This window comes from Solidesulfovibrio fructosivorans JJ], assembly GCF_000179555.1.
Taxonomy (GTDB): Bacteria; Desulfobacterota; Desulfovibrionia; order Desulfovibrionales; family Desulfovibrionaceae; genus Solidesulfovibrio; species Solidesulfovibrio fructosivorans.
On sequence record NZ_AECZ01000006.1, the window covers coordinates 17,187 to 43,002 of the forward strand.

Annotated in this window: 24 protein-coding genes; 8 read left to right on the forward strand and 16 right to left on the reverse strand. The window is 66.6% G+C overall.

The window, feature by feature from the left end; genetic code table 11:
- Positions 1–217: 217 nt before the first annotated feature.
- The 7 genes from DESFRDRAFT_RS05480 to DESFRDRAFT_RS05510 form a co-directional block, all read right to left on the reverse strand.
- Positions 218–4,639, reverse strand: a complete 4,422-nt coding sequence (locus DESFRDRAFT_RS05480; protein WP_005991935.1) for a DEAD/DEAH box helicase — start codon at positions 4,637–4,639, stop codon at positions 218–220.
- 240 nt (positions 4,640–4,879) lie between these two features.
- Positions 4,880–5,152: a hypothetical protein gene (locus DESFRDRAFT_RS05485; protein ID WP_005991937.1), complete on the reverse strand. Its 273-nt coding sequence runs from the start codon at positions 5,150–5,152 to the stop codon at positions 4,880–4,882.
- A gap of 14 nt (positions 5,153–5,166) precedes the next feature.
- Complete coding sequence (locus tag DESFRDRAFT_RS05490) at positions 5,167–5,961, reverse strand: class I SAM-dependent methyltransferase (RefSeq protein ID WP_005991939.1); 795 nt, start codon at positions 5,959–5,961, stop codon at positions 5,167–5,169.
- A gap of 557 nt (positions 5,962–6,518) precedes the next feature.
- The gene (locus tag DESFRDRAFT_RS05495) at positions 6,519–7,661 is read right to left on the reverse strand and encodes an ABC transporter permease (protein WP_005991941.1); all 1,143 of its coding nucleotides are present in this window, start codon (positions 7,659–7,661) and stop codon (positions 6,519–6,521) included.
- Positions 7,661–8,581, reverse strand: coding sequence for an ABC transporter ATP-binding protein (locus tag DESFRDRAFT_RS05500; RefSeq protein WP_005991943.1), 921 nt, complete (start codon positions 8,579–8,581; stop codon positions 7,661–7,663). Before DESFRDRAFT_RS05500 ends, DESFRDRAFT_RS05495 begins: the two co-directional genes overlap by 1 nt.
- The gene (locus tag DESFRDRAFT_RS05505; RefSeq protein WP_144004943.1) at positions 8,578–9,573 is read right to left on the reverse strand and encodes an HlyD family secretion protein; all 996 of its coding nucleotides are present in this window, start codon (positions 9,571–9,573) and stop codon (positions 8,578–8,580) included. Before DESFRDRAFT_RS05505 ends, DESFRDRAFT_RS05500 begins: the two co-directional genes overlap by 4 nt.
- Positions 9,560–10,243 carry a TetR/AcrR family transcriptional regulator gene (locus tag DESFRDRAFT_RS05510; RefSeq protein ID WP_005991948.1) on the reverse strand — a complete coding sequence of 228 codons (684 nt, stop codon included), beginning with the start codon at positions 10,241–10,243 and terminating at the stop codon, positions 9,560–9,562. The genes DESFRDRAFT_RS05505 and DESFRDRAFT_RS05510 overlap by 14 nt, the downstream gene beginning before the upstream one ends.
- A 146-nt stretch (positions 10,244–10,389) precedes the next feature.
- Between DESFRDRAFT_RS05510 and DESFRDRAFT_RS05515 the strand changes: the two genes are divergently transcribed.
- The 6 genes from DESFRDRAFT_RS05515 to DESFRDRAFT_RS05540 all read left to right on the forward strand — a co-directional run bounded on the left by DESFRDRAFT_RS05515 (position 10,390) and on the right by DESFRDRAFT_RS05540 (position 15,176).
- Complete coding sequence (locus tag DESFRDRAFT_RS05515) at positions 10,390–11,196, forward strand: MlaE family ABC transporter permease (protein ID WP_005991950.1); 807 nt, start codon at positions 10,390–10,392, stop codon at positions 11,194–11,196.
- A 57-nt stretch (positions 11,197–11,253) separates the two neighbouring features.
- Positions 11,254–11,703 carry an outer membrane lipid asymmetry maintenance protein MlaD gene (gene mlaD / locus DESFRDRAFT_RS05520; RefSeq protein WP_005991952.1) on the forward strand — a complete coding sequence of 150 codons (450 nt, stop codon included), beginning with the start codon at positions 11,254–11,256 and terminating at the stop codon, positions 11,701–11,703.
- A gap of 52 nt (positions 11,704–11,755) precedes the next feature.
- On the forward strand, positions 11,756–12,346 hold the full coding sequence (locus tag DESFRDRAFT_RS05525) for a Tgt2/MlaC family protein (protein ID WP_005991954.1): 591 nt from the start codon (positions 11,756–11,758) through the stop codon (positions 12,344–12,346).
- Between the two features lie 91 nt (positions 12,347–12,437).
- Positions 12,438–13,310: an MlaA family lipoprotein gene (locus DESFRDRAFT_RS05530; protein WP_005991956.1), complete on the forward strand. Its 873-nt coding sequence runs from the start codon at positions 12,438–12,440 to the stop codon at positions 13,308–13,310.
- Between the two features lie 28 nt (positions 13,311–13,338).
- Positions 13,339–14,193 carry an AraC family transcriptional regulator gene (locus tag DESFRDRAFT_RS05535; protein ID WP_005991958.1) on the forward strand — a complete coding sequence of 285 codons (855 nt, stop codon included), beginning with the start codon at positions 13,339–13,341 and terminating at the stop codon, positions 14,191–14,193.
- 32 nt (positions 14,194–14,225) lie between these two features.
- On the forward strand, positions 14,226–15,176 hold the full coding sequence (locus DESFRDRAFT_RS05540) for a DMT family transporter (protein ID WP_005991961.1): 951 nt from the start codon (positions 14,226–14,228) through the stop codon (positions 15,174–15,176).
- Positions 15,177–15,288: 112 nt separating this feature from the next.
- Here DESFRDRAFT_RS05540 and DESFRDRAFT_RS05545 read toward each other — a convergent pair whose 3' ends face one another.
- From DESFRDRAFT_RS05545 to DESFRDRAFT_RS05575, 7 genes are all read right to left on the reverse strand, one after another.
- Entirely contained in the window at positions 15,289–16,071 is a 783-nt protein-coding gene (locus DESFRDRAFT_RS05545; protein WP_005991963.1) for an SPOR domain-containing protein, read from the reverse strand.
- Positions 16,072–16,108: 37 nt separating this feature from the next.
- Complete coding sequence (locus tag DESFRDRAFT_RS05550) at positions 16,109–16,489, reverse strand: Hpt domain-containing protein (protein WP_005991965.1); 381 nt, start codon at positions 16,487–16,489, stop codon at positions 16,109–16,111.
- 60 nt (positions 16,490–16,549) lie between these two features.
- Positions 16,550–17,290, reverse strand: a complete 741-nt coding sequence (locus tag DESFRDRAFT_RS05555; protein ID WP_005991968.1) for a L,D-transpeptidase — start codon at positions 17,288–17,290, stop codon at positions 16,550–16,552.
- Between the two features lie 86 nt (positions 17,291–17,376).
- The gene (locus tag DESFRDRAFT_RS05560) at positions 17,377–18,282 is read right to left on the reverse strand and encodes a nitroreductase family protein (RefSeq protein ID WP_005991970.1); all 906 of its coding nucleotides are present in this window, start codon (positions 18,280–18,282) and stop codon (positions 17,377–17,379) included.
- Between the two features lie 42 nt (positions 18,283–18,324).
- Positions 18,325–19,086: a C40 family peptidase gene (locus DESFRDRAFT_RS05565; RefSeq protein ID WP_081458429.1), complete on the reverse strand. Its 762-nt coding sequence runs from the start codon at positions 19,084–19,086 to the stop codon at positions 18,325–18,327.
- 34 nt (positions 19,087–19,120) lie between these two features.
- Positions 19,121–20,488, reverse strand: a complete 1,368-nt coding sequence (locus tag DESFRDRAFT_RS05570) for a sensor histidine kinase (RefSeq protein ID WP_005991974.1) — start codon at positions 20,486–20,488, stop codon at positions 19,121–19,123.
- A gap of 140 nt (positions 20,489–20,628) precedes the next feature.
- On the reverse strand, positions 20,629–21,411 hold the full coding sequence (locus DESFRDRAFT_RS05575; protein ID WP_005991976.1) for a DsbA family protein: 783 nt from the start codon (positions 21,409–21,411) through the stop codon (positions 20,629–20,631).
- 205 nt (positions 21,412–21,616) lie between these two features.
- On the opposite strand from DESFRDRAFT_RS05575, the gene DESFRDRAFT_RS05580 reads away from it, so the two are divergent.
- The gene (locus DESFRDRAFT_RS05580; protein ID WP_005991977.1) at positions 21,617–22,228 is read left to right on the forward strand and encodes a rhodanese-like domain-containing protein; all 612 of its coding nucleotides are present in this window, start codon (positions 21,617–21,619) and stop codon (positions 22,226–22,228) included.
- Here DESFRDRAFT_RS05580 and DESFRDRAFT_RS20665 read toward each other — a convergent pair.
- Both DESFRDRAFT_RS20665 and DESFRDRAFT_RS05590 read right to left on the reverse strand, forming a co-directional pair.
- On the reverse strand, positions 22,210–24,174 hold the full coding sequence (locus DESFRDRAFT_RS20665; protein WP_233489563.1) for a glycosyltransferase: 1,965 nt from the start codon (positions 24,172–24,174) through the stop codon (positions 22,210–22,212). The two genes, DESFRDRAFT_RS05580 and DESFRDRAFT_RS20665, sit on opposite strands and share 19 nt — an antisense overlap.
- A gap of 98 nt (positions 24,175–24,272) precedes the next feature.
- Entirely contained in the window at positions 24,273–25,019 is a 747-nt protein-coding gene (locus tag DESFRDRAFT_RS05590; protein ID WP_005991981.1) for a DUF547 domain-containing protein, read from the reverse strand.
- A gap of 308 nt (positions 25,020–25,327) precedes the next feature.
- Here DESFRDRAFT_RS05590 and DESFRDRAFT_RS05595 point away from each other — a divergent pair, with 308 nt between their 5' ends.
- Positions 25,328–25,792: a response regulator gene (locus tag DESFRDRAFT_RS05595; protein WP_005991983.1), complete on the forward strand. Its 465-nt coding sequence runs from the start codon at positions 25,328–25,330 to the stop codon at positions 25,790–25,792.
- Positions 25,793–25,816: the final 24 nt, after the last annotated feature.

A 25,816-nucleotide genomic window follows, 5' to 3' on the forward strand; every position in this document is an offset into this window, starting at 1 on the left:
GCGGTAGGCGGTAGGCGTAGGAAGTATTTGGGAGAGAGGAACCGGGGGGAAACCTTTCTGGAGAAAGGTTCTCCCCCCGGCCCCCCTTCCAAAGACTCTTCATAATGACGGCATGTTACCCGCATGCCACCCATCACCGTCAGAAAATTTAGGAAAGGGAGAGCGCGAGAGGGGAGAACCCTTTTTAAAGGGTTTCCCCTCTCGCATCCTCTTTCTTTTACCTCTTCCTAAAAAGTGTCACGCCCTTGCGCTCTTGGACGGCTTCGAAAAGCTGTCGCAGCAGCGCGGCGTAGGGGCTCTTTTCAGCGGGGGTACCGTTGATGGTCGTCAGGGTGAGACGCGGCACGGGGGCAACGCGGCGCGTAAGCAGGTGCGTCAGGGGCGCGAGGGCTGCGGGAAGCGCGGCGTCTTCGGGCGAAAGTTTTATGGTGAGCCTGCCGGGGCCGGTTTCGAGGGTCAGGACGGGGTCCGGGCCGATGAAGGCGACATACGCGCCGGCGGCCCGGCGCGGCAGGGACAATGCCCCGTCTTGCGGCGTCCCCCCCCACAAGGCGGCGGGATCGCGGCCGCAGCACCACCAGGATTCGCTTCCCGAAAGGCCGCCGCTTATAAGGCGCACGGCACGGGCGGCGGCGAACTGCGGCCCGGAGAGGCCGGCGAAAAATTCCCCTGAGACGACCTCGCCGGAAAGCTCCATGCGCCGCAGCGCCCGGAACACTCCGGGCCAGGCGAATGCTTTGTTCTCCTTGGCGATGGTCTCCCGGCAGACCACGCCGTAGCGCGCCAGAAGAAGCCTGGCCCGGTCCATGGCCAGCTCTTCGCGGGCCAGCGGATCGTCCGGCGGCTCGGGAACGCGCAGCGCCCGCCACATGCCGGCCGTGGGCAGCGCGGCGGCAAACCGGGCCGGCGCGGTGCGGCGGATGGCGCGCCGGCCGCGTATGGCCCCTTTGTAGGTCGCGGCCTCAGGCGTGAAATCCGTGGCCACGCCCCGGCGCAGCACGGCCAGGGAATCGCAGGTCGCCTGTGCGGCAAAAGCCGCCTGCCACAACGCCTTGGCCAGCTCCGACGGCGGCAGGCCGGTGATTTCCAGCAAAGCGGAGAAATCGTAGCCGGCCCGGGGATCGGGAAAGAGCTCTTCCGTCCCCTTGGACGGCGTGAATCCGGCCAGGTCCAGGTCGTCCGGCAAGGCGAAAAGCACCCGCTTGGGGCCAGCCCCGTACCACCCCATGCCGGTCGCGCCGAGGGCCACATCGAGCCAAGCCGGATCGTAGCCCACGCTTCGCGCCGGCAGCACATCGGCTTCCCACAGCGCGGCGGGAAGCGGCAGGCAGGCGAGCTGTACCAGGCGGTCGGCCAGACCGTCGGCATCCTGGGCCGGCTTGGCCAAACCCTGCCAGATGGCGGCGAAATACGGCAGCCGGTCGGCCGCAAGCGCCACCACCCGGGGACGCCGGGCCGCCCGGGCCAGGCGCAGCAGGGTCTCGAAATTGGCCGCGTCGCACCAGCGCGCTTCCGGGCTGCCGGAAACGAGTTCCCCGGACACCCACTTGCCGGCAATGGTCAGGTCCTCGGCCGCCCCGGCCACGCTCTCCGGCGCGATGGCGAGCAGTTCACCCATACGGCCAAGCGACATGGGGCCGTAAAAGGACATCCACTCCGTAAAAAGCGATTCCCGCGCGGCGGCGAGATCCTCCTCGGAAATGCCGGCCCGGCGCGGCAGCTTTCCCTTTTCCGAAAACGGCCGGGCCAAGGCGGCGCCGCCGTACAGCGCCAGGGCGATCTCCCCGGCCCGCTCCAAGGCGGCCAGACGCGGCTCCGCGTCCCCCGGCGCGTCGATGCGGGCCAGTTTCGGGGAGAGCGCCGCTTCGAGCGCCTCCGGTTCCCCGCCACCGTCGCGATGGGCGGCGGCGAGCATTTCCCGCCACTGACCGCGCGTCACCAGCACCCGTTCCTTGAGCCATTCGAGCAGTTCCGCCGGCGTGGTCGGGGCGTAGCCGGGAAAAAGCCGCTGCCGCTTGGCCTCGAACGCCGCCACCACCGCGTCGGGCACGGCCGGCCGCACCGGCCCCCGGGCCACCTCGGCCACAAGGTCGGGCCGGGCTCCGGTCGGACCGGCCGTGGTGCCGGCATCTGTCAGGTACATGTACTCGGTGATGTGCCGCCAGACGAGGTCGGCGGCAAAGGGGCTCTGGACGCGGGTGCGGACGATGCTGACGGCCACGTCCCCGGCCCGCAACGCGGCCAGGAAGCCGGCCAAACCTTCGATGTCAAATATCTCGCCAAGACACGTGCGCCAGGCTTCGAGCACCATGGGGAAATCGCCGCTATGGGCCACGGCGGCGAGCAGCTTTCGGGCCCGAAGCCGCGTGATCCAAAGCGGCTGGCGCTTGCCGAAGCCGTCCTTGGGCAACAGGAGCGCCCGGCCGGCCGCTTCCCGAAAGGCCAGGCCGAAGGCGCCCGACCCTTCGAGGCGCGAGCGCAGCATGGGGGTCACATCCCCGACCGGCAGCGCGGCGAGCACGGCCTGCGGATCGATTTCCCGGGGCAGGGTCACGGCCACGCAGTCGTTGCCGGCAAAAACCGGGGCAGTCTCTCCCAGTCGTTCAGCTAGCTTCGCCTCAAGGATAAGGGACAACGGCGCGGTGACGGCAAGCCCGAGGGGCGCATGCAGGATCACCTGGCTGCCGGGCGCGCCGCCGGGACCGGTGGCCGTGACCTCGACCACCAGATGCCGGGCATGGGGCAGGCCGACGCCGGTGGCCTCTTTCTGGCCGCGCAGGTAATCGACGAGTTCCCCGGCCGCCTGGGGCTCCATGGCATATTGGGTTTCCAGCTCCCGGCGGAAATCGGGGTCGTCGAGCCGGGTGTCGGCTTCCTCCAGAAAATCGGCCAAGAGCTTCGAGAAATGACGGTCGCGCGAACGGCCGTCGCCGATCCAGAACGGTGCCGGCACGGTCCCGGTCGGAGCCGGCGACACGAAGACTTCGGCGTCGGTGATGCGCTCGATGCGCCAGTTCTGCGCGCCAAAGGCGAAAATCTGGCCAAGCCGCGCCTCCCAGACAAAGACCTCGTCCAGCTCGCCAAGCCTGGCCCCGCTCTCCTGGCGGCGCAGGGCATAGTAGCCCCGGTCGGCGATGACCCCGCCCGAGGCATACAGCCGCAACAGCGCCCCCTTGCGGGCGGAGACCGTACTGTCCAGGCCGTCCACGGCCACAAGCGGGGCCAGTTCGCGAATGCGCGTGGCGGCATAGCGCCCGGCCAGCATGCCGAGCGTCAGGTCGAAGGCCGTGCGGGACAGGTCGCGGTAGGCCCATACGCGGCGCACGGCCTGATAGAGCGCGGCAACCTCCCAGGTTTCCACGCCGCACATGGCCACAAGGGTCTGGGCCAACACATCGAGGGGCGCCAGGACCGGGCGCAGGGGCTCGATGTCGCGGGCATTGGCCGCCCGGGCCATGACCGCCGCCTCGAGCAGATCCTTGCCGCCGGTCGGCAGAAAAACGGCCTTGCTCACCTCGCCCACGCGGTGGCCCGAGCGGCCGATGCGCTGCACGGCGGAACTCACCGTGGGCGGGCATTCCACCAACAGCACCGCGTCCACGGCCCCGACGTCGATGCCGAGTTCCAGGGAATTGGTGGCCACCACGGCCCGCAGCTCGCCGGCCTTGAGCCGGGTTTCCACGGCCTGGCGCAGTTCCCGGGAAAGGGAGCCGTGATGGGCGTAGGCCAGCGGCTCGTCGGCTTCGGCGTTTATGAGCCGGGCCAGCTTTTCGCACAGCCTTCGGTTGTTGACGAAGACCAGCGTCGTGCCGGCGGAAAGGATGCGCGCCCGGATGTCGTCGGCCAGGGCCTTGATGTAGCCGCCTTGGGTTTCGCCGGCCGGCCAGGGGATGCGGCGCACGCCAAGGGACATGCGCTTCTCGGCCCGGCTGGTCACGATGGAGACCGGACGCGGGACAAGCTGCAAGTCGTCGGGATCGACCGGATCGGGCGCAGGGGCAAATCCCCCGACCATAGCCGCAACCGCCTCCAGGGGCGAGACCGTGGCCGAGAGGGCCACGCGCTGGAACTCGCCGGCAAGCAGAGCCAGCCGCTCCACGGCGGCCAGCAGGAACACGCCGCGCTTGCTGCCGGCCACGGCATGAATCTCGTCGAGAATGACCAGCCGCACGTCGCCGAGCATGCCCCGGCCGCCCCGGGAACTGAGCAGCAGGTTCAAGGATTCCGGCGTGGTGATGAGGATCTCCGGCGGCTGGCGCAGCATGCGGCGTCTGGCCTCGGGCGCGGTGTCTCCGGTGCGGACCTCGGCCCGGATGGGGGGCATGGTCCGGCCGGCGGCCACGAAAGCCCGGCGCAGCCCGGCCAGGGGCACGAGCAGATTGGCCCGCACATCCGTGCCCAGGGCCTTGAGCGGTGAGACGTAGACCACCGAGACCCGGCCGGACGGCCAGACGCCCGTGGCCAGCTTGTCCAGGGCGCACAAAAAGGCGGTCAACGTCTTGCCCGAACCGGTCGGGGCCACGGCCAGCACATGCTCGCCGGCGGCGATGCGCGGCCAGGCGCGCTCCTGGATGTCCGTGGGCGCGCCGACATGCGCGCCAAACCAGTCCGCGACAAGGGGATCGAACGGAATGCCCATGGCCGGCAGGATATGCCGGAGAGCGGGCAGGAGGCAAAAGGCTTTCCAGCCCGCGTGAAAATTATTTTATCGTATCATTTCGATATACTACTCAACTTACGCACAGAAAAGGAACACACCGGGAACAATTGCCGCCCCAAAAGGAACAGCAAAGCGACAATACGGACCGCGAAAGGAACACGGAAGGAACAGATTGCGCACAAACCCGCACCCGTAACGAACACGATGCGAACACGTTCCCTACACCTCCTCGCCAAAGGCCCGGCGCACCCGCACCTCCACGCCCCGGCCGGAAAGATAGGCGGCGTACGCCTCGGCCGAAGCCGCATCGGCAAAGGCCCGCACCACCAGCTGGGCCCGGTCGGTTTCGTCCCAGACCCAGACGTACTCGTCCGGCACAATGGCCAGCAGCAGCAACTCCTGGCGCAACCGCACCCTGGCCGTCTCGCGCACCTCGAAATCATCGGGATCGTACGCTCCGCCGAGCGCCAGCACCCACCACCCCTCAGCCATCCGCAACCCTCACTTCACGCCGATGCGCATGGTATAGCCCCAATGAAACGGCACCTCGCCAAGCGCCGCCGCCTCCCGGCGCAGCACGTCCAGCCCGAACGCGGACTCCTCCACCCCATGGGCCAAAAGCGTCGCCACGCCGCCATGGACAAGGCCAGCTCCACCAGCCGCGCGCCGCTGCCCGGCTCCACATGATGCGCCAAGACCTCCCGCGTGTAGCGAAATTGCCCCGACGCGACCATGCGGCCCAGATGCCCCGCCTTGTCCCAGCGCCTGACCGGCGTCAACCGCAGCTTGTTCTCCAGCTCCCGGTGCCGACGCCTGAGCATCAAAAACGCCTCCTCGGCCGGACCGCCAAACGACGGCGTCATGTCCGCGTCAATGGCCGCGAACACCCCGCACGGCCGCAATATCCGGGCCGCCTCGGCAAACGTCGGATGCGGGTCCATCCAATGCAGACTCTGGCTGCACGTCACGATATCCGCGCACCCGGACATCAGCCCCGTATCGTCGCCATAGCCCTTGCGAAACGAAATGATCTCCCCGCCCGGAATCCGGGTCGCGACCTCCTCCGCCCGACGCCGCATGTCGTCCCCCGGCTCGATGCCAACCACACGCCCGGCCAGGCCGATCCACATCCGCGTTGCCAGCCCCGTGCCGCTGCCAAGATCCACCACCAGCTCCGGCCGCTCCACCCCCGCATACCGGCACAACAATCGCGCCAGGACCACCGGCGGCGCGGGACGACTCGCCTCGTACACCGTTGCCAGCCCCTCGAACCGATCCGCATTGGATTGCAAATTTGTCATAATAGTTTCCTCTTGAAACTATTATATCGCGTCCATTTCGACTTCTCAACCGGGGCTCTGCCCCGGACCCCGCCGGGAGGCCACGGGCCCCCCGGGCCCCCCTTTTCGGCTCTGGCCTGGCGGGAGTGGGGTTGGCGGGCAAGAGGGCGGCTGGGTGAAGATGGAGGCGGAATTTGTCGGGACGGTGCCGCCGCTTCGCGGCAGGCTCGTCCCAAACAAATTCCGCCTCCACCACGCCGGTCGCCCCAAGGGGGCGACAAATTGAGAAAAAACTTCCCATATTTTTCTTAAAATGCGGCGCTTCGCCGCTGGCGCGGTTGTTGCCGCAATCGCGTCCGGCGTCGAGGGGCGAAAGCCCTTCGTGCCGCCGGGCCGATTGCGGCAACAAACCTACGGCGTCCCGCCGCCCACCAACACCAAACCAACCCTGCCCTCTCCCATACTCCCACCGCACCAACCCAACCCGGTAAAAGGGGGTCCGGGGGACATCAAGTCCCCCGGCGGAGGGGTGCAGGGGAGGCAGAGCCTCCCCTGCCCGCCCTGTCCACTCTGCCCGCCTAATCCAGCGTCTGCCGGTAGCGCACGACGCCGATGCCGAGGGAGACGAGCAGAAACAGGCCGATGGGCCACATATGGGGCGCGATTTCGATCCAGGTATTGCCCTTGAGCACGATGCCGCGCACGACGCGCAGAAAATGGGTCAGCGGCAGGACCGAGCCGATCCACTGTGCCCATTCGGGCATGCCTTGAAAGGGGAACATGAAGCCCGAGAGCAGGATGGAGGGCAGAAAGAAGAAAAAGGACATCTGGACGGCCTGGAGTTGGTTCTGGGCGATGGTTGAAAAAGTGATGCCGACGCCGAGGTTGGCGGCGATGAAGGGAAAGGAGACGAGGAGGAGCAGCGGCAGGCTGCCGACGAAGGGGACGTGGAAGAGGAATTTGGCGGCGATGATGATGAGTATCATCTGAAGATAGCCGACAACAATGTAGGGCAGGATTTTGCCGAGCAGCACCTCCACCGGCCGCACCGGAGTGATGAGCAGGTTCTCCATGGTGCCGCGCTCGCGTTCGCGGGTGATGGCGAGCGAAGTGATGATGACCAGCGTCATGGTGAGGACCACGCCCATGAGTCCGGGCACGATGTTGAACTGGGTGATGGCCTCGGGGTTGTAGCGGGCGTGCATGCGCAGGTCGACGAGGCCGTCGCCGGTGCGAAGCGGCAGAAGCGGCCCGGTAAGGTCGCGGTTGAAGGCTTCGCTTGCGGCCTGGCGGACGGCGGCCACGGCGTTGGAAGTGGCCGAAGGGTCGGTGGCGTCGGCTTCGAGGAGCACCACCGGCCGGTCGCCGCGAACAAGGTCGCGGCCGAAATTCTGGGGAATGGTCAGCACGAACTGGATGCGGCCCAGGCGCAGCAGCTCGTCGGCCTCGGCCTCTGTCGTGAGTTCCTTGGTGAACTTGAAGTAGAGGCTGTTTTTCATGGCCGCGGCCATGTCGCGGGAAAAGGTCGACCGGTCGTTGTCCAGGATGGCTGTGGGCAGGTGTTTGGGATCGGAGTTGATGGCGTAGCCAAAGAGGATGAGCTGGAGCAGCGGGATGCCGACCATCATGCCGAAGGTGACGTGGTCGCGGCGCATCTGGGTGAATTCCTTGGCCACCATGGCCGCGAACCGCTTGGGGGAGAAGCTGAGGAAACGCGCCATCAGGACACCGCCTTGCGCATGAGGCTGATGAAGACCTCTTCGAGGTTGGGAGGAATCTCGTGCAGACCAAGGGGCGGCTTCGTATAGGGCGCGAGGCTTTTTTCCAAAGCCGGCCCGTCCCGGCCGCTGACGTGGAGCGTCACGCCGAAGGCCACCACCTGTTCCACACCGGGAAGTCCCCGCAGCTTGTCGATGAGGCTGTAAAGTTCCGGACCGCTGATTTCGAAGGTGGTCAGGCCCTCGGCAGCAACGATTTCGCTGACGGCGCCGGTGGCGAGAAGATGGCCGTAGGCGATGTAGGCCAGCCGGTGACAGCGTTCGGCCTCGTCCATGTAGTGGGTGGAAATAAGCGCCGTAATGCCCTCGCCGGCGAGCTTGTGCACCTCGTCCCAGAAATCGCGCCGGGCCATGGGGTCCACGCCGGCCGTGGGCTCGTCGAGGAGCAGGAGCTTCGGCTCGTGGATCATGCAGGCGGAAAGGGCCAAGCGCTGTTTCCAGCCGCCGGAGAGCGTGCCGGCGAGCTGGTTGGCGAAGCGGCCGAGGTTCATGCGTTCGATGGTGCGGCCAACGGCTTGCCGGCGATCCGCCACCCCGTACATACGGGCGATGAACTTCAAATTTTCCCGCACGGTCATGTCCTCGTAAAGGGAAAACCGCTGGGACATGTAGCCGACGTGGGGTTTTATAAGCTCGGCCTGTTCCCGGACATCGAACCCCAGGCAGGTGCCGCTGCCGTCGTCCGGGCGCAACAGTCCGCACAGCATGCGGATAAACGTGGTTTTGCCCGAGCCGTTGGGGCCGAGAAAGCCGTAGATCTCGCCGCGCGAGACCCGCATGTCGATATGGTCGACCACGGTTTTGTGGCCGAAGATCTTGGTCAGCCCGGTCACGTCGATGACCGACGACGCCGGGGCGTTCATGCGTCGCCTCCGGCCTTAGCGGCCGGCGCGGCCGGCTCCAGGGACACATCCACGGGCTGGCCGGGGTGCATGCCCACGGCCACATCCGGGGCGAAACGCGCCTCGATCATGATGACGAGCTTTTCCCGGAAGGTCTGGCTGTAGATGACCGGCGGCGTGTATTCGACACTCGGGGCGATATAGGAGATGGACGCCATGACGGGCGCTTTGCCGCCGTCCCAGGAAACGCGGATCTTTTGACCGACGGCCAGCGCGCCGGCCACGGCCTCGGGCACGAAAAAGCGCACCTTGACGTTGCCCGGCGGCAAAAGGACCACAACCGGACTGCCGGCCGCCACCCATTCGCCCCCGTAGCGCAGCACGTCGTAGACGAATCCGGAAACGCCGGCCTGCTGGGTCATCTGATCCAGGTTCCATCGGGCCTGCTCCACGGAGGCCTTGGCCGCGTCCGCGGCGGCCTGGGCGGCCCGGACCTGGTCGATGCGGCTGGAAAGCTTGCCCGTGGCCAGCTGGGCCTCCAGGGCTTTGACCTGCTGCTTGTCGCGGTCGTGGGTGGCCCGGGCGTTGTCGAGCTCCTCCTTGGCGATGGTGGCGTCGGCGTAGAGCTTGACCCGGCGATTAAATTCCAGGGTCGACAAGGTCCGGGCGGCCTCGGCCCGGCGCAGGTCGGCCACGATCTGGTCGATCTCCTCCGGACGCAGCCCCTTTTCCTTGTCGCGAAGCGTGTCCTCGGCCTGGCGCAGTTGGGCCTGGGCCAGGGCCAACCCTTCGGTCTCGTAGGCATGCTCCAGCACGTACAGCGTCTGTCCGGAGGTGACGGTCTGCCCCCGAGCCACGCGCAAATCGTCCAGCCGGCCGGCGATCTTGCCGGCCACGTACACGAACTCGCCCTCGACATAGCCCTGCCAGACGGCGGGCTTTTCCGCCTCGCAGCCGGCCAGGAGAAAGACCATGGCCGCAAGCAGCGCCGTAAGGATGTTACGCATCTCCATGCCCCTCCGTCCCGGCCGTGTTCACGGGCGTTTCGCCAACCGCCGCGTCTGGCCGCAACCCCCGGCCGATCAAATCGCCCAAAAAAGCGGCCGCCTCGGCCAGGGGCGCGTCGAGACGCACGTCCATTTCCTGGACCGCGTCGGCGAAACGCCGGCGCAGCGGCTCGGACAGGCTGTACACGACCAGCGTGCCAACAAGCGCCATGTGGACGAAGGCGGGATTGGCCGGGCGCATGACGCCGGTTTCCTGCCCCTGACGCAAGATATCGCGGGTCGCGCCGAAAATGCGGCGAAACTCGGCCAAAGCCGCCAGGGGCATGGTGCGCGCGCCAGAGGCCATCTCCATGGTCATGATGCGCGGCAGCACGGGCAGGCGGGAAAAAAGCCCGGCCATGGCGGAGGCCAGGGCGGAGAGCGCGGCCACGGGGTCAGGCCCGGCCTTGGCCGCCTGCTCCAGGGTCCCGGCCACCTGGGCGAAGAGTTGGAGCAACACGGTCTCGTAGAGCTTTTCCTTGTTGCCGACGTGGTAATACAGCGCCGCCTTGTTGACCCCGGCCCGGCGGGCGATGGCGTCCACCTTGGCCCCGGAAAAGCCGACCCGGCCGAACTCTTCGGCCGCCGCATCCAGGATGCGGGCCAGGACCGACGTGGATTCCTCGCTTTCGACCATTTGGTTTAACCTCTTCGTTTAACCATTTGGTTAAAACATGTGGTCAACCGAGTCAAGCACCCCTGATCGCTTCCCATTCGAGGTAAAGAAGTGTAACCGACAGTCGCGGTCGGACCGCAAAAACCAAAGGCCAGGCCGGATTAACCATGACCGACGCGCTACAGATCCTTTTCTCCCCCGTCACCTGGCTTGGCCGGACGGCGCTTTCCATCCTGTCCGAACTGGGTGGTTTTTTCATTTTCCTGTGCCAGGGATTGTGGCGCATCCTCGTGCCGTTTCCATCGGTGCCGAAAATCGTGCAGCAGGTGTATTTCATCGGGGTCAAATCGATCTTCGTCATCGTGCTCATCGGGCTTTTCACGGGCATGGTGCTGGGGTTGCAGGGCTACTACACCCTGGTCAAGTTCGGCTCGGAAGGGCTTCTCGGCGCGGCCGTGGCCCTGTCCATCATCCGGGAGCTGGGGCCGGTGCTGACGGCCATCATGCTCACGGGCCGGGCCGGATCGTCCATCGCGGCCGAAATCGGCATCATGCGCATTTCCGAACAGATCGACGCGCTGACCACCATGGGGATCAACCCCATGCGGTTCCTCATCGCGCCCCGCCTCGCCGCGTCGCTTATCTGCTTTCCGCTTTTGACGGCCATTTTCGACGTGGTCGGCATCGGCGGCGGGTATCTGACGGGCGTGGTGCTTCTGGGCATCAACCCCGGCGTCTATTTCGACCGCATCGACGCGGCGGTGGAGCTTGCCGACGTGACCGGCGGCTTCGAGAAATCCATCGTCTTCGCCTTGCTCGTGGCGGCCATCTGCTGCTACGAAGGCTACTTCACCCATACCCGGCGGGAAGGCTTTGGCGCCAAAGGGGTCAGCCTCGCCACGACATCGGCCGTGGTCGTGTCCTGCGTCACCGTATTGGTGGCGGACTACGTGCTCACGTCGTTTTTACTGTGAAGACACGGAGCCAAGCGTGTTGCATCTTCGACGGGTTCGCCGTAAAAGGCCACTGGCATGAAAAAATACACGATGGAAACCACGGTCGGGGTTTTCGTTCTGGCCGGGCTTTTATGCGTGGCCTACCTGACCATCAAGCTCGGCAAGCTCGAAGTCATCGGCGGCGACAGCTACTCGGTGACAGCCCGGTTCAAGGACGTGACCGGGCTTAAAAGCGGCGCCTACGTGGAGATGGCCGGCGTGCGCATCGGCCGGGTGACCGGCATCAGGCTTGATCCCAAAAACAATATGGCCATGGTCACCCTGGACATCCAGAACGGCGTGCGCTTAACCGACGATTCCATCGCCTCCATCAAGACCAGCGGCCTTATCGGCGACAAGTTCGTCAAGGTTTCGCCGGGCGGTTCGGACGATATCCTGAAGCCCGGAGGGCTGATCGTCGAAACCGAGTCGTCGGTCGATCTCGGCGACCTCATCGGCAAATACGTGTTCGGGGGCGTGAAATAGCCGGCCCTGCCGACTGTCCCAACCATCTACCCCAAAAGAGTGGACTGGCCGTATGCATCGCATCCTGCTTCGCTTGTTTCTTGCCCTGTTGGTCGTCGTCGCCACCGCCCTCCCGGCGGCGGCCGGTTCGGCCACGGAAACGCTTTCCGCCTCCGTGGACCGCATCATCTCCCTGCTGGCCGATCCGGCCTACAAGAACCCCCAGACCCGGCCGGCCATGCGGGCCAAGCTCATCACCTCCATCGACGGCATCTTCGACATGAAGGAGCTGTCCCGCCGGGCGCTCGGCGCGCAGTGGAACACGTTCACCCCCGAGCAGCAAAAAAGGTTCGTGACCGCGTTCGGCAATCTGCTCCAGCGCACCTACCTTGACAAAATCGAAAGCTACACCGATGAAAAGGTGCAGTATCTCAAAGAGCAGGAACTTGGGCCGGAAAAGGCCGAAGTCGACACCACGGTGGTCGGCAAGGGCAAGGAGATCCCCATCACCTATCGGCTTATCGACCATAGCGGATGGAAGATCTACGACGTGATCATCGAGGGGGTAAGCCTCGTGCAAAACTATCGCACCCAGTTCGGCCAGATTCTCACCAACGAGACTCCGGACGCGCTGATCGCGAAAATATCGGCGAAGATGTCCTGACGCCGCGAACCCAACCCGTCCAGGAAGACAGCACAGGGAAGCTCGGATCGGCCCATGTGCCGGCCCGACAGGACAACTCCCGGAGAATTCCATGAACGTCATGCCGCGACGCCTCATCATCTTTCCCCTGCTTGCCGCCATGCTCTTGGCGGGATTCGATTGTTACGCCGCACCCCAGACAGGGGCCGCGGACAAAGACGCCACGCCTGCGGTGTCCAAGGTCGCCAAGCCGTTTATCCCTTCCGCCACGGCGGAATCGGCGGCCCAACCGTCCGTGGCCGCGCCGAAAGCGACGACCCCGGCCGACGACGAGTACGACGCCGCTCCGGCCCCTGTCGCCGATCCGCTCTACCGCTGGAACAAGTTCTGGTTCGGTTTCAACAACCTCTTTTACAGCGGCCTGATGCGTCCCTTCGCCAAGGGCTACGCCTACGTCGTGCCCAAGCCCCTGCGCCAGGGACTCACCAACGCCTACCAGAACTTCATCTTCCCCATCCGTTTCTTGAACGCCCTGCTCCAGCTCGACTTCACCAAGGCGTCCCGGGAATTCGGCCGGTTCATGATCAACTCCACCCTCGGCATCGGCGGCCTGATGGACGTGGCCAAGGCTGATCCGAACCTCCAGCCCGGCAATGAGGATTTCGGCCAGACCCTCGGCCATTACGGCATGGGCGACGGCTTTTACATCGTGTGGCCGCTGCTTGGCCCGTCGAGCGTGCGCGACAGCATAGGCCTCGTCGGCGACGCCGCCGCCAATCCGCTCACCTGGATCTTCGGCCCCTGGGCCATCCACGACGATTACAACCCCTGGTACTGGTCCTACATCATCAAGGCCGGCGACGTGTTCAACAACCTGCCCGGCACGCTTGAGGCCTACGACAGCGTGGTGGGACCGGCCGTCGATCCCTACAGCGCCATGAAGGACGCCTACATCCAGTATCGCCGCAACGCCGTCAGCAAGTAAACCGCACGCGGTCCGGGCCGAAACCGACATGACCGGCCGACGCGACACGCCTTCCCGATCGACAGTCACAGCCCGCCCGCTCCCTCTGGGAACGGGCGGGCTGGCGCTTTGGGCCAGCTACAGCGACCAGCGCTTCGCCCGCCATGCCCACGAAGGCTACGCCCTGGGCGTGATCGAGGCCGGGGGACTGGCCTTCCGCTACCGGGGCAGCCGCCTCGTCGCCCCGGCCGGCAGCGTCAATCTGGTCCAGCCGGGCGTTCCCCACGACGGCGAACCCGCCCTGCCCGGCGGCTGGCGCTACCGCATGCTCTATATCCCGGTCGAGGTCCTGGCCATGGTCCAAGCCCAAGGCGTGTCGCCGCCCTACTTCCGCCAGGGCGTGATCGAAGACCCGGAACTGGCCGGACTGGTCGCCGACGTCCACAAAATGCTTTTCGACGCCGAGGCGGACGCCCTAGCCCGGCAAGCGCGGCTTTTGTCGTTGCTCGCCTATTGGGTGCGCCGCCATGCCACCGAGGGAAGGACCGCACGGGCGCCCGGTCCCGAACCGCGCGCCGTGCGGCGCGCCCTGGAGGTCATCGCCGAGCGCTTCGCCGAGCCCATAACCCTGGCCGACCTGTCCGCCGCGACCGGCCTTTCGCCCTGGCACCTGACCCGGGTCGTGGCCCGGTCCACGGGCCTGCCGCCCCACGCCCACCTGCTCGCCAGGCGATTGCGCGCCGCCAAGGACGCGCTCACCAGCCAGGCGCGGCTCGCCGACATCGCCGCCGCAAGCGGCTTTGCCGACCAAAGCCACCTGACCCGGGCCTTTGTGGCCCATTTCGGCATGCCGCCCGGGGCCTACCGCAAGATTGTTCAAAACAGCGGCCGCGACCAGGGCTAGCCTGCCTTCCGCATCAACGCGGGAGGTTTCTCATGCACGCGCGCACGTTCGCCGTGGCCGCCCTGGTCGCGGCCATGATCCTGGTCGGTTCGTCCGTGGCCGTGGGCCGCATCCTGGCGACCACACTGCCCATCCACTTCGCGTCCATGGTCCGCTTCGCCCTGGCGTCGCTGGTCCTCGTTCCCCTGACCATCGTCATGGAGGGACGTTTCCCCAAAATCGCCCCAAGAACCCTGGGCATTTTGACGGCCCAGTCCCTTTGCGGATCGTTTCTCTTTACGGTTTGTCTGCTTGAAGGCCTGCGTCTGACCGGAGCGGCCGACGCCGGCGTGGTGGCGGCGGCAACGCCGGCCATGGTGGCGCTGCTGGGCTGGCTGTTGTTCCATGAACGACCGAACCGGCGCGCCGTGATCGGCATCGCGGCCACGGTGGCGGGCGTGGCCGCCGTCAACGCCGCTCCGTCAAGCGCCCACGGGACCTCGGCCCTCCTCGGCAACGGACTGGTCTGTCTGGCCGTCGTGTTCGAGGCCGCCTTTTTGCTGCTGCGCCGGGCGGTCGACGAACCGCTTTCCCCGTTGGCCGCCGCCATGTGGGTGTCGCTGCTGGGCTTTTTCCTCTTTCTGATCCCAGGGATATGGCAAATGGGAGCGCTTCCGGCCGGGGGGCTGACGCCTTGGGACATGGCCGAGCTGGTCTACTACGGCCTCGGCGTCACGGCCGTGGCCTACATCTTATGGTTTTACGGCGTGGTGCGGGTGGAGGCGGCCACGGCCGGCGTGGTCACGGGCGTCATGCCCGTGGCGGCCCTGGCCTTTGTCGCCTGGCTGTGCGGCGAAGGGATCGGCGCGCGGCAACTCGCCGGTTGCGCCGGGGTTCTTGCCGGCATCGCCATTTTGTCCGGGATGGGCAGAAAAAAAAGACCGGGGGGAAACCTTTCTTGCAGAAAGGTTCTCCCCCCGGGCCCCCTTTCCAAAGATTTTTAATAGGATAATTGGCCTATTACGGACAAATTCACCCTATTCCTATTATAAAGGAGAGCGCGAGAGGGGAGAACCCTTTGCAAAAGGGTTTCCCCTCTCGCATGTTCATGCTCCTCTATTCCTTATTCTTGGGAGGCGGCGGCACGTAGCCGTCCGGCAAGGGCGGGGCCGGCTCCACCACGGGGGGCGCGTAGCGCACCGGAGGCTTTGCCGTGGCGGCGGGCGCCGGTTTCGCGACGACGGGAACCGGCTGCGCGGCTGTGGCTGACGCCGGCTGCGCGGCCGGCGCGGCGGCCTTTTGACCGGCGGGCGCGGCGCTGCCAAGCGGACGCTCCGCGGCCAGACGCGGCTCGCTCACGCCAAGGGCGAACAGTTCACCCTCAAGAGCCGCCCTGGTTCCCTCCTTGGTGGCGAAGACCTTGTAAAACGTCTTTCTGTTGAGCGTCCCCTGCTCGACCCGCACGCTGTAGCCCTTGCCCTGGAGCGTGGCCATGAGCTGGTTGGCCGTCTGGGCATGGGCGAACGCCCCCACCTGGAAGGTGAAAAGCGAACCGTGCTGCGCCCCGTGGACAGGCGTCGCCGACTTGGTCGGGGAAACGGGGGCGGGAGCGGGGCTCGCCTGGGCCGGCGTAAAGAGCTTGGGCGCGGCGGGCTCCTCCGCCGGCCCATGAGGCGTGGCGACAGGGGCTGTCCCTGCGGGAACAGGCTCGGGCGCGGGCGCGGCGCTCGGCGGCGGGGGGGGAGGCGGTGGTGGCGTCGCCGGCGCACGGGACCAGCCCGTATCGGTCGGCGACGGGGGAGCCTGATGCCCCAGGATTTCCTTTTCAAACGATTTGTCCGTGGCGCACCCGGACAGGCAAAGGGCCAGCACGGCCACTGCCGACAACAAACGCCGCATGGGCACTCCTTTCGTCATGTTGCGGCCCGGGGGATTGTCAACGCTGCTGTATGCCGACCAGACGGCAAAGCGTTTCCCGGGCCGTGCGCAGCGCGGCCATGGCGGCGTCGAGGGCTTGGCGATCGCCGGCCTCGGCCGCCCGCTCCACCGCGGCGGCGGCGCGGCAAAGGCCCTCCGCGCCGATGGTCGCGGCTGCGCTTTTGATGGTATGGGCCTGCAGCCCGATCCGCTTGAAATCCCCGGCCTGCCAGGCGGCGTCGATCAAGGTGCGGCGCTCGGACACCTCGCGCCAGATATGTTCGAACACGCGGCCAAAGCCGGCCCGGTCGACGCCCATGCGCCGCCTCGCGCCCTCGGGATCGAAGACGGACAGGACATCCTCGGGCAACGACGCGCCGCAAGGATACATCGCTTTCATGCGTCTCCTTCCCCGGGCCCCCGGGGAACTCCCTCCACGTGGCGGACGACCGGGCCTTTCCTACTGCAAAAAGACCACTTCCGTTCCCACATCCAGGAGCTTGGCCATTTCCTTGCCCTCGTCGTTGCGCATGCGGATGCAGCCGCTGGTGACGGGACGACCGATGGAGCGAGGGTTGTTGTTGCCGTGAATACGAAACCCCATGCCGTGGGACAAAAATATCTTGAACGTGCCCATGGGGTTTTCCCTGACCCCGGGCGGCACCGCCGTGGGCAGCGTCTTGCCCTTTTTGCGGGCCCGCTCCTTCATGGCCAGCGTCGGGTGCCACCAGGGCTCGAAGCTGATGCCGGTCACCACGCCCCAGCCCTGCGGCGCTTCCATGTCCCGGCTCGGCACGGCGACGGTGTAGACGCGGTCCAGCCGCCGGGTGCCGTCGGGCAGGTTTTCATACAGGTACAACCTCCTCCGGGAGAGACGCACCTCAATGGAGTACCGGTTACTGCTGGCGGCAAAATCGGCGATACGCGCATCGAACGCCGTCCCCGCCGGGCTCCGGGCCGTTTTCCCCAGGTTGGCGATATAAAGGTCCAACCCGCCCCCGTCGGCAACCGGCGCGTAGGCCGGCCCGTGTGCGCCCGGATGCGCCGCCCCGCCTGGCGCGGGAGCCCGGGCGTCGGGCATGTCCTTCGGCAACGACGCAACCTGCTTGAAAATTGGCGCATCCGCGGCCACGACGAATCGCGGCCAAGCCATCGCCAGCCCCAGCGTCAAGGCCAAGGCCCAAAAAAGCCTGCCCCGCATCGTTACCCCTCCCCAAAACGTCGGCATCCCCGGCCCCCGCCGGAAATACCCCCCGGACGTTTCGGAATGGACTCGCCCGCCTGCCCTCAGGCGGTCTGATAGCGCACGATCGGCCGCCGCCGAAACGTGTGCCGCAAAAACGTCACATCCGGCCACCCGAGCGCCACCACGGCATGCACGGCTTCCCCGGTCGGCAACCCCGCCGCCGCCCGGACCCTCTTGTCGTGACGTATGGCCTCGACCGCATAGCCGATGAGGCAGGAGCCAAGGCCCATGGCATGCCCGGCCAGCAGCATATTCTGGGCGGCCAGCAGCGCATCCTCGGTCGGACAGCTCGCCCCCGGCACCGACCCGATGACGATGGCCGCCGTGGCCCCGTGAAAAAGCAGATCCGTCCGGTCCCGGTCCCATTTGACCAGCGCCGCGGCCACGGAAGGATAATGCTCGCGAAAGTAGTTTTCAAGCTCCGGCCGGCCGATCAGAGCGTAGCCCTTGCGCACGACGGGGTTGGCGGCAAGCTTGTTTATGCGCCGGAAAAAGCCGGCCACGGCCTCGCCAAGGCGCATGACCGCCGCCCGCGACGTCAGCACCGTAAACGTCCAGGCCTGGGAATTGGTGCCCGACGGAGCGGTCACGGCCGCGCGCACGAGGTCCTCGAGCATGGGGCCGGGCACGGGATCGGACGTGTAGCACCGGCAGGAGCGCCTGGAGCGCATGAGGTCCACCAGTTCGGCCGGGGAAAATTCGCCGGGCGCGACGACCTTGCCCGGGGCGTCGATGGTGGCGAAGGCGGCCGTCCAGTTTTCCCCGGCCGAAACGGTCACGGCCTCGGCCGGACACAGGGCCGCGCAATGCCCGCAGCCGATGCAGCCCTCGGCGACGACCGAGGCCTTCCGCCCGTCGAAACCCAAAACGCCCGAAGGGCACACCGCGGCGCAAGCGCCGCAGCCCAGACATGCCTCGGCATCGATCCGGGGAACGCAGTTTTTCATGAAAGCTCCATCAGCCGCTTTTCTCGCGCGGCCCCCGCCGTGTTATCGACCCGCCCGCGTCACGGCCGCCGTTTCCACCCGGGCCAGACGCCTTGCCCCCACGAACCAGCGCGCATAGTCCGTTCCGGGCAGCCGGTCCACGCCGACGCCGCCCCGGCGGGGACTGGAGTGGAGCATGCGCCCGCCGCCGAGGTAAATGCCCACGTGACTTATGCCCGCGCTTCGATCCGGGGCGAAAAAGAGCAGGTCCCCGGCCTCGAGTTCGCCCGGCGCGACAGGCTTGCCGCGCTCGGCCTGCAGCCGGCTCTGGCGCGGCAGATCGCAGCCGAACCCGGCGAAGACGGCCTTGGTCAGCCCGGAGCAATCGATGCCGGCCGGGGTGTCGCCGCCAAGCCGGTAGGGCGCGCCGAGATAGGGCTTGGCCAGGCTCATGATGCGCTCGCCGCGCTCGGACAGCGGCCCGAGATCCACCGGCAGCGCGGCGACCGGCCGGGGCGGCGTCGGTCCGCCGATGGCGTCTTTGTCCTTGAGCGCCCGCATCAGGGTCTCGTGGTCGGCCTTGCCCGTATAAAGCAGCTTGTAGTGGGCGTTTCGCTTGACCGGGCTCGTATGCAGCATGCCGCAATCGTCCTCGTAGCCGTAGACGGCCCGCCCCTTGTCCTTCGGACCGGCCACAGCCGGCGAGGCGGCCGTCGTCAAGCCGGCCAGGGCCAGGGAGCAAAGCAAAAGCCCCCGCACGAAACGCCCGCGCCCGCCAGACGGGGAAATACCCTGCCCATACACTTCGAATGCTCTACTTCTCATAAAAAACGGCATCGGGATCGCCGACCAGCCCCCTTCAGGCCGGACCGTCGTTATTCCCGCCATAGGTGATGCGGCGCACATCGCCGATACGGGTCGTCTTCACGCATTCACGGCGGAAGGCGCACAGTTCCTGGCCGCAGCGGTCGTGCACGCCCCAGGCGAAACACGGGGCGAAGCCTTCCTTTTTCTGGATGGCCCGCACGGCGTCGATGGTCGTGAGTCCCGTGACGTCGAGTCCCAGTTCCCGGGCCTTGGTCTTGATCTCGCGCACGTCGAGGCCCATGGGCCCGCAAAAGGCCTCCCGGCCGAGCCCGGCCTCGGGGGTGTCGAAAAGGCGCATGGAGACGGTCGTGCCGCCGCCTTCGGCCGGACGCACGTCGATTTCGCCGTTGTGCTCCGACACGGCCCGCCGGGCCAGGGTCAGGCCGATGCCCGCGCCCCGGGCCTTGGTGGTGAAAAACGGGTCGAACACGAAGGAAAGCAGATCGGGGCGCACGCCCGGGCCGTCGTCGGTCACGGCCAAAAGGACGCTGTCGTCGCGCCGGGCCAGGGTGATGGCGGCGCGCACGGTGTCGCGGCCGGAAAATTCCAGGGCGTTGAGCAGGATTTCATGCAGCGCCTGCCCGAGCAGGCTGCCGTCGGCCACGATCTCGACATCCTCCAGGGACAAGGAGCACTCGAAGCGCTTGTGCAGGGACTCGGCCGCCTGTTCGGCCCTTGCCGTGGCCTCCTCCACCAACCCGGCCAGCGGCAAGGCGGTCAGGCGCGGATGGGGCAGCGACGACAGCCGCACCACCGCCGCCACCAGTTCCTCGAGGCGTCTGGCCTCCTGAAAGATGATGTCGGGATATTCCGTCGGCAGATGCCGCTCCTTGTGCTCGCGCAAGAGCTTCAGGGAGAAGCCGCCTATTGCCGCGGCCGGATTGCGGATCTGGTGGGCCACGGACAAGGCCAGGTTGTTGAGGCTTTCGATCATGTCGTATTGCAGGCGGTTTTTCTCCCGCAATATGGCCGTCTCGCGTTCCCGGCTCCGGTAAAGCGCCGTGACGTCGTCAAGCAGAAAGGTCACGCCGGCCCGCTTGCCGCCGTTTTCGGCGCAGGAAGCGGTCATGGAAAAACGGCGCGGCTGCCCGTCCGGACATTGGTAATCCGTGAGGCAATGGCGGAAGGCCCGGCCCTTTTCCACGGCGTCGACGACGTTGCGGTTGAATTGTTCGTTGGCCGACTCGGGGCGGATGAGCGTGCGCCAGTTCTTGCCTTCCAGGCTCTCCGCCGGAATGCCGAGCAGCACGCCCGCCGAAGGGCTGGCCACCATCACGTCTCCCTTCGGGTCGATGACGATGAGGCCCACGGGCAGAAATTTAATGACGTTTTGGACGAGTATCTGTCTGACGCTTGGCATGGCACGACCTGGCCGTAAAAGGCCTTCGGGATATCTCTCCATAGGCCGGGCGGGCCCGGTTGACAAGCCCGCCCGGGGGGGGGAGGATTCCTTCCCTGTTCCGCCGCGATGCCGCCCGCGTCGGGGACGGGTTCGCGGCGTCAGGGCTTTTGGGTCGCGGCCGCCTTGGGGTTCTTGGCCACGGCCACATATTCTTCAAGGATATCGAGCGGCACAGCTCCACGCACCGCCGCGCCGTTGATCAGGAAGATGGGGGTGCCGGCAAAGCCGAAGCCCCGGGCTTCCTTCACGTCGGCCTTGATGCGCTCGGCAAGGTCCTTGCGGGTCAGGTCCTTGGCCAGCCGGTTCATGTCCACGCCGAGTTCCTTGGCCATGGCCGAAAGGGCTTCGTCACCTTTGTTGGCCACGGCTTCCTGGTCGGCGAAGGCCTTGTCCATGAAGGCCCAGGCCTTCTTCGGGTCCTGGAGGTTGATGGCCTCGAAGTAGAGGGCGGCCCGGGCGTCGTTTTTCCCGGTGGCGAAGTGCTTGAAGACGAGGCGCACGTCGTCCGGATGCTTTTTGAGCAGGGCCTTGACCGTGCCGTTGGCCTGGGCGCAGAAATGGCACAGGAAATCGGAATATTCGACGATGGTCACCGGAGCGTTGGCCGGTCCGAGGGAGGCGCGGCCGGGCTCCAGCGCGGGTTTCAGCGGTTTGGCCAGCTCGGCGGCGAAACGGGCGCGCTCGAGATCGCGTTGCCGGGCCCTGGCCGTATTTTCGATCACTTCCAGCACGGCCGGTCCTTGGGCCTTGATGGCCTCCAGGACGATCTCGGGGTGCTCCCTTAGCACCTTGCGCACCCGGTCCACATCGTCATCGGCCCGTGCGGGCGCGGCCACGCAGGCAACCAGGGCGGCCGCAAGCAGCCAGTTCCATTTTCGCATGTGTCCTCCAATAGAGCTTCAAAAGGCTATGGCAACTGTCGCCGTCAGATAGATCGTTTTGGCGCGGCTGTCATCTCTTGCCCATCGACGCGGGGGGCGAGGCGTGGTAGACTCATACCATGGAATATTTGGTTCTCATGGCGGCCATCGTCATCGGCGTTGTCGGGTTTTGTCTGACCGGGGACAAGGCGAGCCCGGGGGGAACATGATTGCCCGAAACCTGCCGCCGGGGGCGGCGGGAAATCAAGGAACTCTCCCCGGCCCGAAACGCCGGGTCGGACAAAAACGGATCATAAGCCGGGCCGGGCTGGCCACGGCGCTTGCCGTGCTTGCGGCCCTGTTCGTGACCGCCGCCTGTTCCCGACCGCCGGCCGACGACGCCGCGCGCAAGGCCCGCGTCTACGAACTGTTCGCCCAGTACAAAAAGGATTTTCCGAACGCCCCGGAAGTGTCGGCCGAGGACGCCGTGTCGCTGTGGCGACAGGGCAAGCTCCTGCCCATCGACGTACGCGAGCCGACCGAGCGGGCCGTGTCCACCCTGCCCGGAGCCGTCACGGCCGAGGAGTACCTGGCCGATCCCGGTCGCTTTGGCGACAAACGGCCGGTGGCCTACTGCACCATCGGCTACCGCAGCGGCCAATGGGCCGAGGCCAAGGCCAGGGAGGGCCTTCCCGTGGCCAACATGGCCGCCGGCCTGCTCGGCTGGCTGCACGCCGGCGGCACGCTGGTCGACGCCAAGGGCGAGCCGACCAAGACGGTCAACGTCTACGGCCGCACCTGGGACCTTGCGCCCAAGGGCTATATCGGGGTCTGGTGAGGCGGCCGGCCATAGTAGCGCCGGAAGTGGCGCACGCCCGTCGGATCGCCAAGCCCCAGACGACGCCCCAGGAGATAGCCGATAAAAAGCGTGAGCACCCGGACCAGGTTGGGACCAAATCCCCGGCCGGCCCACCGTCTGGCCGAAACCGTTAGCCCGCCGCCGAGGGAGGCCGTCTCGCCGGCCTCGCGCAGCTTGAGCGCCAGTTCCACATCCTCCATGAGCGCCATGTCCGGAAAGCCGCCCACGGCATCGAGGGCCTCGCGCCGGAAAAATTGCCCCTGATCGCCAAAGCTTATGCCCGTGGCCCGGGCGCGCAGGGCGTTTAAGGCGGCAATGCCCCAAAGCCCGAAGCCGCCGCCGGAAAAATCCATGCCCACCGCCCCGCCCGAAAGGCGCGGGTCCCGGTTGAGGGCGAAAAGCACCCGCTCCGGCACGTCCGGCCGGCACACCGCGTCGGCGTGAACCACCAGCACGGCCTCGCCGGGGCAAACAGCCACGGCGGCCGCGATCTGTCCCCCCCGGCCGCCCATCGCCGCGACCACCCGCGCCCCGTGGGCGGCGGCCACTGCGGCCGTGGCGTCGCTCGAACCGCCGTCGGCCACCACCACCCCGGCGATGGTTCCCGCGGCACGCCCCGGAGCCAGGGACGTCAGGCAGGCCCCGAGCCGATCGGCCTCGTTTCTGGCCGGAATCACCACCCAACACCGCGCAACCGGCGCGAAAGGCCTGTCGGCGACCAGAAGCAGCGGGCGTCGCCAGCCAAGGACCGTCAAAGCGACAAACGGCAGCCAGACGGCCGCCATGGCCCAGCCCTCGCCGCCAAGTCCGCCGGCCCGCAGCCAGGAAGGCGTGGTCACCAGGCATTGGCCGGCCAAAAGCCACCAGTACGCCCAGCCCGGCCGGGCCGAAAAAAGCGGCACGACCGGCAGAAAGTACCAGGGATAGAGCGTTGGCAGGCAGGCGAGCCCGACGGTCAGCCCGGCGATGGGGCCGCGCCTGTCGTCCTGGAGGGAGAGCCACAGCACGGCCAGGGTCGCCGCGCCAAGGAACAGGGACGCCCACGGCGCAAGCCCCCCCAAAAGTGGTCGCAGCCCGGCCGCGACCGGCCCGCCATGGGCGATGTAGCCGGCGAAGGCGGCCAGGGAGGTGAAGTAATGGCCCCCGGCCGAGGCATACACCATGAAAAAAGCCAGAGGGAGCAATGCCGCCCAGGCCTGGCGGGCGTTGCTTCGATGCAAAAAGAAGGGAATGAGAAGCGCGGCCGGGTATTTCACCATGGCCGCCGCGCCAAGCAGGAAAAAGCCCGCGCGGTCCCGCCTGGACGCGAATGCGCCCATGGCCAGGGCCACGCCAAGGGCCGCGACCGCGTCGCAGTGCCCCTCCCCGGCCGCCATGGCCAGCGAGAGCGGATTGGCCACGCACAAAAGCAAAAGCGCTGCCGGACGTCCCGTGCGCCACACCCAGACGGCCACGGCCAGGCATACCCCCCAGTCCGCCAGAGCGGCCGCTGTCTGAAATGCGACCCGGGTGGGGGAAATCGCGGCCACCAGCCGGCAATAAAGTTCGGCCAGGGGCGGATAGGCGGCAGAAAGCTCCGGGTGGTTGACCCGGGCCAACACCGGGCGCAGGGCTTCGGGCAAAAGCCGCGCCGCTCCCGGGTCGCCCGGAGCCAGCAAATAGGGATTGCCGCCCACCGTCTGGAGCGCGCCTTCGACGATGTAGCGGTTGACGTCGGAATCGGCCGGCCAAGCCCACACGAAGGCGAACCGCAACACCAGCCCCAACGTGAGCAGGGCAAACGTTGCCCTGCCCCGCCCCATCGCCGGAAACCGGACCGCCGTCCAGGCCAGACCGCCAAAGGACGCCAGCCACCAGAAGGCATACCACCCACGCCCCGCTTCGAGCCTCCCGCAAAGCGCCAACCCGGCCAGCGCGCAAAGCAAAAGGACAACGGGCGTCGCTTCCCTTGATCGCCAGCATCGCGTGGCCGCTTCCCCGGGCTCCTTCGAGCACAAATCAGCGGGCCTGACGCAAGACATGGTCATCGGCCGTTGAGCGACCAATCGTACGGGTCATAGACCAGTTCATGGCGGGGCGCGGCATCCATCTCCCGGGCCAGGGCCGGATCGGCGAAACGGCGGATGAACGTCCACACCCCGGTCGCGCCGCCGAAATCCTCGCCGTACCAGTCGAAGATGCGGCTGACATGGAGCGCGCCATCCTTGAAAAAGGTGTTCTTCGGGTTGTTGATGAAGGCCTTGGTCGCGGCGTCGAGCTGGGCGTCAAGCGTCTCACCGCGATACGGCGCGTCGGCCAGGGGCGGACAGCTTTTGGAGGCGCAATTGACGGCGAAATGCACGCGCGGGTCATGGAAACGCGACCGCAGGATGCCGTGCTCGATGTCGTCGAGACTCACCACCCCGTCCCGCAGACGCACAAATGACCGTTTCCACGGCGAACGAAAAAAACTCCCCGCCTCCTTGATGGAACGAATGCCCGGGTAATGCTCCAGGATCAGCTTCAGGGTCCAGGCGTTATAGACATTAATATAATAGGCGAATTGCGCCTGGGGCGAGAGCGCGGCCGGATCGACCCGGGACATGGCCTCCAAGGCCGCGTCGAGTCGCGCCTCATCTGTTTTCAGCCCGGCATAATCCACGCGCCCGTCCGCGACATGACGCATCAAAAGCCCACCATAGCCCGCATCGTCGCCGGCGGCGGCCAGGGCGGATACGGCGACCGCCAGCAGCAGCGATGCCGCCACGATCAAGAGGAAGCGTTTTTTCATAACAGGAGCCCGGAAGTTTCGTCATTTCCGTTTCCCTAAGCCTGCCACAGGCACTTTCCTATTGTCACCAGGCAGAGGGATTGTTTTTTGCGGAATCCCATTGAACCTGGCGGAAAAAAGTCCCATAGTAAAAATACCGTGAAGTGTTCGACATTCGTTGTTCGATATTTGGCGACAATACAAGCCGTTATTATTTATAAATAAATAATAAGAAATAGATTATGCCAACGCATGCCCATCCACCGAGGCGTCCATGTAACGGTCGACGCGCTTTGCCCGAAGCGCCCTTGCCGGCCCCATGCCTGGATATGAGGGTCGAAGACGCGCCGAACACGCCTTCGGACGCAAAAACCGCCCCCACCGGGACGACATGGCCCACCGGCGGCCCCTGGAAGGTGCTCGTGGTCGACGATTCCAGCGTCAACCGGCAGATCGTGCGGCTATATCTGGAAGAAGCGCCCATTGTCCTGGAAGAGGCCCAAAACGGCCGGGAGGCCTTGGAGCGGTTTGTCGCCGGGGCCTACGACTGCGTCATCATGGACAATATCATGCCGGTCATGGATGGTCTGGAGGCCACGCGCCGCATCCGCGCCTACGAGGTAGTGCACGGCCTGCCCCCGACCCCCATCGTGGGGATCTCGGGCAAGGCCCAAACCGCGGACGAGACCGCCTGCCTGGACGCCGGCTATACCTTGTACCTACGCAAACCCGTGCGCAAGGCGATGCTGCTCGCCGCCCTGACCGGACTTTTTGCCCAAGGAGCCTCTTCGTGACGCCCCTCGAAAAGAGGCTGGGGG